Source organism: Mycobacterium sp. 852014-50255_SCH5639931 (genome assembly GCF_001665605.1).
Lineage (GTDB): Bacteria > Actinomycetota > Actinomycetes > Mycobacteriales > Mycobacteriaceae > Mycobacterium > Mycobacterium paraffinicum.
In genome coordinates, this window is record NZ_LZSV01000034.1 from 248,632 (window position 1) to 257,529 (window position 8,898).

General features: G+C 66.5%; 5 protein-coding genes and 1 pseudogene. All 6 read right to left on the bottom strand.

What is annotated here, in order from left to right; translation table 11 throughout:
* Positions 1-1,201 precede the first annotated feature (1,201 nt).
* On the bottom strand, positions 1,202-3,034 hold the full coding sequence (gene eccA / locus A5758_RS20810) for a type VII secretion AAA-ATPase EccA (RefSeq protein ID WP_067743867.1): 1,833 nt from the start codon (positions 3,032-3,034) through the stop codon (positions 1,202-1,204).
* A complete protein-coding gene (gene eccE / locus A5758_RS20815; RefSeq protein WP_067743871.1) occupies positions 3,031-4,227 on the bottom strand; it encodes a type VII secretion protein EccE in 1,197 nt (398 codons plus the stop codon). The genes eccA and eccE overlap by 4 nt, the downstream gene beginning before the upstream one ends.
* Before the next feature lie 19 nt (positions 4,228-4,246).
* A complete protein-coding gene (locus tag A5758_RS20820; RefSeq protein ID WP_067743874.1) occupies positions 4,247-6,076 on the bottom strand; it encodes a type VII secretion-associated serine protease mycosin in 1,830 nt (609 codons plus the stop codon).
* Entirely contained in the window at positions 6,054-7,565 is a 1,512-nt protein-coding gene (eccD, locus tag A5758_RS20825; protein ID WP_067210048.1) for a type VII secretion integral membrane protein EccD, read from the bottom strand. The genes A5758_RS20820 and eccD overlap by 23 nt, the downstream gene beginning before the upstream one ends.
* 264 nt (positions 7,566-7,829) lie before the next feature.
* Positions 7,830-8,732, bottom strand: coding sequence for an ESX secretion-associated protein EspG (locus A5758_RS20830; protein ID WP_055405688.1), 903 nt, complete (start codon positions 8,730-8,732; stop codon positions 7,830-7,832).
* Between the two features lie 87 nt (positions 8,733-8,819).
* Positions 8,820-8,898: pseudogene (locus A5758_RS25910) on the bottom strand (type VII secretion protein EsxI); the annotation flags it as partial.

Sequence of the window (8,898 nt, forward strand, 5' to 3'; positions counted from 1 at the left end):
AATGAAATCCATCAGATCCGTTTTTGAAGCCACGAGCTCATTCCACATACTTCAAACAACGGGCCATTCCCTCCCTAACTCAAATCCACGAAGATTGCGCGACTCAACCCGCCATCCGCCCATGAATATAAGAGCATTGTGTCGGTAACGCATTTCAGGCCGCGTTCCCTCCACGTAACCAACTGTAAAAAGCAAATGTCACACCGTCATCGACTCTTGTGAGAACTTGTGGACGCACAGCTATTTGTGTGTGATTTTGCATACACCGAGGTAGTCGACGCTAAAAGCACAGTTAAGCAGCGGTTTAGCGCGACGCGCAAACCGCCATTTCTGGCAATGGAAGTCCTACGGATCGACGTTATTATCGATCGCGCTAAATTGATTTCCAGCTGAATGCAGGACGGATTGGAAGCGCTGAATCCCTCCTATCGCCCTATGGCAAGGCAGCAGAAATACGCATATGGAGCATATGCGCGATGTCGGTCGCGTATTAAACCCGCAAGCTCAGAGCAAGCGTGTCAACCCGATCGGGACGCAATTACGCCCAACCGAAGCCGACGGCGTTGTCGGTGCTGGCCATGTTGCTGCCGGCGGTCTAGAACTTCTGCCCGTGGGCCATTGGCCGTTGCTGGATCACCCGGAAGCTGCGACCAAGCCGGGTGATGAACCCCCGGCGGGCCACCGAGTCCGCACCGCCGCGGCAGCCTCGCGCGGCCGGTGCGTCGCGAACGAGGCTGACGCTCGGTCACCACCGACGCCGCGTGGACGCGAACGGTGGCTCCATGCCCGCCTGCCTCGCCGAACTGATAGCCGATTGCCATGGTGTTGTTCCCCTACTGTTCACCCACACGAAGGGTAGATGGGCTACTCTGCCGCGCCGCTGATTAGCTGCTGACAGTTTCCTGGGAGGCCCTGTTTGCCTGGTCAGCGATGGTTTCGGCGAGGCTTGGAGACTCCGCTGCGACGCCTATGACGTTGCTGAACGTGCCCTTTTTCTCAAAAGCAGTTTGTAGAAAACCCCCGGAGGGCCACCGTCACCCAGCCGGGTGGGCGGGTGGAATCCGGATCGAGGTCCGCTGCCGCGGCGGTTGCTCACGGCGGGGAAACCCGGCTGTACCGGACACCGCCGCAGAACCCTTCGGCGGCCGATTCGGCGCCAGGCCGCGAGCAGGAACCAGCTGAGGTGAGTTCGCGGCGCGAACTACGTCGTCTTGTTCTCGGCGACCGCCGCGCTGAGGCCCTCGGCCAGGTCCTCCTGGGTCAGTTCCTTGAACCGCAGGAGCTGCCGCTCGCTGAACTCGGTGACGTCGCTGGCCAGCACCGCATCCAGATCTTCGTCGTCGAGACGGAAACTGCGGTGATCGCGGGCCTTCTCGACCACATTGCGCACGAAACCGGCATTGCCGAGCGTATCGATGCCGCGGATCAGGTCCCCGTCTTCGGAGTAGTTCTCGTCGAGATAAAACCTGGTGTAGGAAGGCAATAGGGAATGCGCCGCTTCCTCGGTGATGACGTCCTCGTTCTCCTGGCCCATCAGCCGGGTCAACGCGACCAGCTCGTCGGGCGTATAGCTGAAGAACTCGATCACGGTCGAAAACCGCCGCCGCAGACCCTGATTCACGTCCAGCATCTTCTCCATCGCCTTCGCGTAACCCGCACCGAAGACGACGAGCTCGTCGCGATGGTTCTCCATGTACAACAGCAACGTGTTGATGATCGCGTTGCCGTACGGGTCACCTTGCTGGTAGCCCTTCTCGTGCAGCGTGTGCATCTCGTCGAAGAAGACCGCCCCGCCGAGAGCTTCCTCGAGCATCTCCTCGGTGTTCTTCTCCGCGTCGGCCATGTACCGGCCCAGCAGCTTGGTGCGGCTGGTTTCGACCACCACCGGTTTGCGCAGCACCGTCAAGCCGCACAACTGTTTGCTGAAGGCCCGCGCGACCGAGGTCTTACCGGTCCCGGGCGGACCCAGCAGCAGTGTGTGGCGCGAGGTCACCGGCACCGGAAGGCCCATCTTGGCGCGGGCCAGGTTCACCTTCGTCGTCGCCTTGATGAGCTTGATTTCCCGCTTGGCGCGTTCCATGCCCAGCATCGCGTTGAGCTCGGCGTCACCCTCGGCCAGGTACCTTGCGGCCTCCTCGGCGTGGCGAGCGGCCTCCGTCTCCTCCCGGGTCGGCGCGCTGTCCGCGTCCCACGGATCCGTTCGCGCCTCAATGGTTTCCGGGTCGGTGAGGACCAGTCGATAGGTCGGGTTATCCAGCGCTTCGCGGGCCGGGCTGAACTTCGGATCCCGCGAATACACCCGGCGCAACAGCTCGACGGCCTCGTCCTCGCGGCCCAGGTGCCGCAGGCACATGCCCTGGGTGTAGAGGGCGATGTTGGCCGCTCCCGGAACGCGGTCCCCTTCAATCGCGTCCTGGCCCCGCCGGATCGCCTCCTCGAAGACGCCGAGCGACGCGAGCGCCGTCGTCGCCATGGCCGCTCCGGCGGCCTTCAGTTCGGGCTGACGCCAGACCTTGCCCTCCGGAAATTGATTGAGCAGATCCGGCCACCGCCCGGTGCGGAAATACAGGATGCCCCGCACATAGTCGACCAGCTCCTGCTCGAAGGGTTGGCGCGGCTCGACCCCGTCGAGTAGTTCCGCCGCCTCCTCGTAGCGTTTGGCCTCAGCCAGCACGGCCGCGTAAGCGCACGCCAGTGACTCGCCGCTGGTGACGGCCAGCTGCAGGAACAAGCCGTCCGAGACCTGGGGACGGAAGTGCAATTCGGTGACCCCGAGCCGGCGGGTCTCCCATCCGAACGTGCGGATCGACGCCCACGCACCGGCGAGCACCTCGATGCTCCGCTCCCCCGCCAGCAACCGCGCCAGCCAGGCGTCACACATCCCGGGGTCCAGGTTGCTGGCCGTGGCGAACATCTGCGACGCCACCTGCGGGTTGTGACTGGGCTGGAGCCCATTGACCGATATCCCCGATGCCAGCAGGCCGGCGACCATCGCGTTGCGGGCGCCCTCAGCGGTCGATTGCGGCCGCGTCATTGCGCCACAGGCACGCCCGCCGGGCTCTCTCGCAGCTGACCGACCGACAGCGTGAGCTCGTCGTCGTCACGCACGGCACGGCTCGGAACGACAAGCGAGGCGTGTGTCGCGGGGGCGGGCAGGCTGGCGCGGACCGCGGCCAACTGCCGGCCGGTGAGGCGATTGAGGCCGGACGAAACATTCCGGGGCAGCCGCTTCTCGGTGTGGTAGCGCACCCAGGCCGAGACCTGCGGCCGGCCCGCGCGAGCGGTGAGCCGGACCGTCAGCACGGTGGCGACGGTGTCCGCCTGCCACAGCTCGTCGAGCGTGTCGGTGGTGATGTCGGCGGGCGTCACCCAGAAGCTGTTGGTGAAGCCGTTGAAGTGTTTGAGGTGGCGCCAGCCGGGCCTGCTCCAGGTGGGCTCCAGGTCGGCCAGCACCGCGCGGTCGACCTCGGTGATCTCCTCGGCGGTCAACGGCCTTGCGGCACAGGTAAGTCCATCGAGATCCTGAGCCAGCCGCTCGGTGGCCGCCACCAAAGTCGAAGCCAGCGAATCGCGGACCGCCACAGCGGCGATGTTGCGTTGCGGGTTCATCCGCAACACCAGCCAGGTGCGGCGAACGTACGAGGAAGGCTCTCCGTTCGCCACCTCCCACTCATCGGGGCCCCAGTCGCCGAGCTTCGACAGCTCGGCGGCGTTGCCGCCGCGGCGCACCTTCACCGACACGATATCGACGTTATCGAGGTGAATGTCGAACTGCCGCAAGCCATCAGCCACCGCCTGCACCAGCAGGGTGGGCGGCGAGGTCCGGTGCCGGTGGCGCGACGACGGGTCGTCGTCGTCCCCGTTCACCGCGACGACCGAGACCAGCTGGCCCTCGTACTCGCGCACGCCGACCTTGTCGCGCCCGAAGCGGCGCTGGTAGTCGACCGCCGGCGTGCAGCCGGCGCCCAGCGCGGTGCCGGGGTCGGCTGACCAATCCCACAGCCAGGTGGCCAATGCCGATGTCACCGTCACGCCGTGGTAGGTGACCAGCGAGAACAGAGCGATCAACGCCGCCAGCCCGACGCCCACCCAGAACGCGATGCGATAGGTGCCCTGCCAGGACTCCGGGCAGTGGCTGGCCACCACCAAGATCGCGACGTCGACCAGGAACACCGCGGTGACCCGCGGCCACGACAATGACAAACCGAACCTGCGCTGAGCTTTCATGACTGTTGCTGCTCCGCCCTTATTGCTGCTTTCGCGATCGCTTCATCAGCATCGCCGTTCCAAACACGCCCCCACCGATCAGTAACGCCCCGAGCAAGCCTCCGGCGGCCACCCACACTGGCACCATATCCCGGGGTGGGACGGGCTTCGGTATGTTCAGCGGCGCCGAAAGTTGCTGCGGCGGCTTCAACGGTCCTTCGGGTACGTCCCACGTCAGTGCCGCCACCGGGTCGACGATGCCGTGCCCGATCTGGTTATCCACGCCGCGCGCCGGCGCGCGGGCGGTTCGGGTCAGCCGGTTGATGACCTGGTAAGCCGACAGCTGGGGGAATTTCGCGCGAACGAGCGCGGCGACGCCGGACACGATCGCGGCCGAGAAGCTGGTGCCGGACGGAACCAGCAGCGTGTTGTCCGGCCCGTCGATCGCGTTGATGACGCCGTCGTCCCGGGGGGATAGCCCGATGACGTCGGTACCGGGCGCGGCGATGCCCACCCAGGGACCGGCCACGCTCGTCGATGCCTGCCCCTGGTTGCCCTGGGTCATCGGCCGGCCATCCTCGTCGACCGCACCCACCGTCAGGACATAGTCGCTGAACCAGGACGGCGTCACGACGGTGGTAACGGAACTCCAGTTGCGAGGATCGTTGGGCTGCAACGGATCATGCGCCGGATTCTGCTTGCAGTCCTTTTTGCTCGTGTCGCCGGCCGCGGCCACGATCACAGCGTTTTTGTCGACCGCCGCATAACGGACCGCGGCGCCCAGCGCGCGCTGGTCGACGATGTTGCGCGCGCTCATGCAGGTCACGTCCGAGATGTTGATGATCTGCGCGCCCATGTTGGCGGCGTGCACGATCGCCCGAGCCATCGTCTGGACACCGTCGATCTTTGCGCGAGTCTGCGGATCTTCGTCGCCGGTGTAGGCGTCCTTGAGGCCGAAGGCCTGGCTCGACTGGCGGATCCCGATGATGTCCACATCCGGGGCGACACCGCTGAACGCGTCCGGACCAGCCGAGGGCGGTGCCGGCGGCGGAGGTGGCGGGCTGGGCGGTGGATCCAGCGGGCGCGGGCCGCGCGAGTTGTCGACGCCGACCACGTGGCTCCCACCGGAGTAGCTGGGTATGGTCACCGTGCCGCCGCCGTGGTTGCCGGCCGGGGCCTGCCCGGCCTGCGGCGGTCCCGGCGGTGGACCTGCGGGCGCGGGCGGTGGCGGTGGCAGCCCGAACGGTCCCGGAGCCGGCTGTTGCTCCGTCGGCGAGGGCGGAACCATCGTCACGGTCTGGGGCAAGGGCGACAACGTCACCGTCTGGGGCGGCGGCGCTTTGGGTGGCGGTTCTGTAGTGGGGATGGTGACCGGCCGGCGCGGCGCGGCCGGTGGCACTCCGGCGCCGTTGGCCGGCGCGGCGCCGATCATCGAGGCCACGATCGTGCCGTGGGCGTCGCAGTCCGACAGCCCGTCGCCGCCCATGACGTAGTCACCGCCGGGGATCAGGCGCGGAAACCGCGGGTGGGGGCTCACACCGGTGTCGATGACGGCCACCTTGATGCCAGCGCCGCGACCGAACTGCCATGCCTCCTGCAGGTTCAGCATGTCCATGTACTTGGGCTGCAACCGGAAATCTGTGCCGGGCAGCACGCCGACCTCGGTGCAGTATGAATTCTGCTTCATCGGCGCCGACGGCCCGGGCGGGCCGTCGGGCGGCACCGCGCCGGGATCAATCGTCGGCGGCGAAATCGCATAAGCGGGTGGTAACCCGGCCAATGCTCCTGAGGCGAGCAAGATTGCGGCGAGGGCCGCAGCGGAAGCGCGCCCTCGCCACACCTTGCTACTACCGGTAGCGGATTGCGGCATAGACATTCATCAACCACAATGCCAGCGGGAAAATCGGCATCAGGCAGAGGTATTCGATCCATTCCACGAACTTGCGGAACAGCGGGCTGTAGATGGTGTTGGGCACCACGGCCGCGGACGTGAGGCCGGCCGCCGGCAGCAGGACCAGGATCGCCGCGCTGATCGACACGGCCAGGGGCGACTGCAACACGAGCGCGTACCGTGCCACCACGGCACCCACGATGAGGACGGCCGTCACGGCCAGGGTGATCGCCTGCCAGCGGTCGACGTAGGAGCGTCCGCGCAGCATCAGGAACCCGGCGCTGAAGCCGGCCAGCAACAGCGGCAGCCAGCGTTGGCCGGTGTGCGGATCCGACAAAGCCGCCAGCGAGACGATCATCAAGACGCCCAGCCCGACCAGCAGGCCGGTCAAGAAGGAGCGGGCGCGTTCGGCCTGCACCAAGACGTCGCGGACGGATGCGGGTCCCTCGAGGACCGGGGGGCCACCGTCGGAGCGGACCACGGTGGTCGGCAGGTCCGGCCGGGCCTCGAACACCCACCGGCTGGTCGCCGACGGGAAGACCGGCAGACGAATGCCGGCCAGGCGGCGCGAGAGGGCAGGCGCGGTGTGATAGACCAGCACGCACACGAGGACGACGCTGGTCAGCAGCGTCACCGCACTGGTCATCGCGACCATTCGCGCCAGGGCCGCGATCGCCGTGACCAGGCTGATGGTGATGAGTGCGGTGTAGAGCCCCAGCCGGCGGCCGGTGAAACGCAGGCCGAGCATCGCGGCGATGGTGAGCACGCCGAAGGCCAGCACTGCGTGTGGGGACCCCACTCCGCCGGGCGGCGCCGCCGCGGCGGCGACCGTGAGTGGCGCCAGGCCGCTCAGCAGCATGATGTCGGCGATGCGGCGATCCTGTTGGGTGCGGGCCCGCATCAGCAGCATCAGGGAAACGCCCAGCACCACCGCGGCGATCACCGCGGAGTACGCGGTCGGCAGCCAGGAGTTGTGGTGCCAGCGGTACCAGAGCAGCAAGCCGGACGCAGCCGTCACCCCGGACGCCACCATCGACGCACCGACCTGCACCGCAATGACCGGGTCGATCGCGGCGAACCGCTTGCTCAGGTTTGCCGCGACCGCGGTGGAGATGTGCTCGATGACCTGCGAGCGATGCTCGGTGTCTTGGATGAACCGGATCCACAGCCGGTCGCCGTCGTAGACGTCCTGTTCGGTCAGGGACTGGGTGGCCCGCAACGGGCTGCCGTCCACCAAGCAGAGCGCCCACCTGCCGCGGCCCGTGGCCTCCAGCGGGGCCTCCCCGAGCTCCCTGAGTCGGCTGTTCACCACCTTCAGCAGCGGCTCGGTCATCACCGAGACGGGGGCGTTGGCGTCCAGCAGGACGCCGATCTGTACGCCCGCCCCGGCCATAACGCCGACCACGACCGCCCGAGGCTGCGAAATTCCCTCAACGTCAGGCTGTAGCGCTTCAACTACCGCAGTCATCGCCCTGAACCCCTTACCGTCGTGAATGTGTAACCCCATGCCGCCAGCCGGGCGGGAGTCTGCGCCGGCCCGCTTTCCGGGGCGCTGCCGCCCCCGAGAAAGTGCAGCTCGACTAATCCGAATTCCATCTACCCCGCCTCGCGATTAAAACCTTGGTGACAGTGGTTTGAGATTTGCTGAATCTCTTAGAGAAGTATGCCGTGTTGGCTTCTCAACCGCATGTTGAGTGCAAAGACATTGGTGAACTTTATGTTTCGTCGAATGTCAGACCCTGCTGTGGGTTTTCCACTCGCCGTAAGGAAGGGTGTCCAGCACCGTCTTGACGCCCACCTGCACCAATTGAGGGGTCGCCGGGCAGATTGCCAGCCAGGCCTCCCCCGACCCGGCCGTCCGCGCCTGCTGGTACAGCGCGATGCGGCCGCCGGAACCGTCTTTGAGCGACAGCACCGAAGCGCTGGGACCCTTCGCGTCGTCCCGGTACTGACGCGCGTACACCGCGACCTCGGCCGCGGGATCGGAAAGGGCCTGTCCCAGCGCGGCCACGGTGGCGGCGCTGATGCCCATCCGCCGCAGGTCGCCGCCGGAAAACACGTTGAAGCCGGACTCCTGCCACGACTTCGTGGCTTCCAGCATTTCTTCCAGCGGCACGTTGACCGCATTGATCGCCGCGGGCTCGGCGTGGTGTATCGACTCGAGCGCGTCCAGCACCAGGGACGCGATCGAGGCGCTGTCCGCGATCGCGACGTCGTCGACGGTGATGTCGCCGCCAACGCGCACCGCGGACACCCAGTGCTGGCCGCGGCGGGCCAGCACCACCCGGAACTCGTTGTCGGGGATGTCGCGCGACCCGGGTGGCTGATTCTCGTCGTCGACCACGCCGTACAGCAGCTTGCCCCGCGACAGCAGGGCGATGACCTCGAGGTCCGGCGCCGCCAGCACCCTCATTCGAGCGGCCACATGTTCGTTCACCTGATCGTTTTCCACGATGCCCTGCTCGCGCATCACCGCCATGCCGGGATGCTCGTTGAGCCAGTCGCTCGAGTCGGTAGAGACAAATGGCCGGCACCGCAATTCAGGCGCGACGTGCCGAATGTCCAGGAGGGCCTGGAGCATCCAGAAACCGTCGACGTTAACGGTGATGTCGGTGCGGGCGGTCTGCTGATCCATCAATACCTCAAGGGTTCAAAGTGCACGGTAACCGCAGGACGCGGCAGCACACCGATCTGTGGTGTGCTGCCGCGCCTGAAGTTGGGGTTAGGCCCAGCTGGACCCAACGGCGCTGTCGGTGCTGGCCATGTTGCTGCCGGCGCTCTGCACCTTCTGCCCGTGGGCG

Bases quoted from the DNA above. Each gene is read 5' to 3' on its own strand.
- eccE (WP_067743871.1), bottom strand. From the start codon at position 4,227: ATGAAAGCTCAGCGCAGGTTCGGTTTGTCATTGTCGTGGCCGCGGGTC.
- A5758_RS20820 (WP_067743874.1), bottom strand. From the start codon at position 6,076: ATGCCGCAATCCGCTACCGGTAGTAGCAAGGTGTGGCGAGGGCGCGCT.
- eccD (WP_067210048.1), bottom strand. From the start codon at position 7,565: ATGACTGCGGTAGTTGAAGCGCTACAGCCTGACGTTGAGGGAATTTCG.
- A5758_RS20830 (WP_055405688.1), bottom strand. From the start codon at position 8,732: ATGGATCAGCAGACCGCCCGCACCGACATCACCGTTAACGTCGACGGT.
- eccA (WP_067743867.1), bottom strand. From the start codon at position 3,034: ATGACGCGGCCGCAATCGACCGCTGAGGGCGCCCGCAACGCGATGGTC.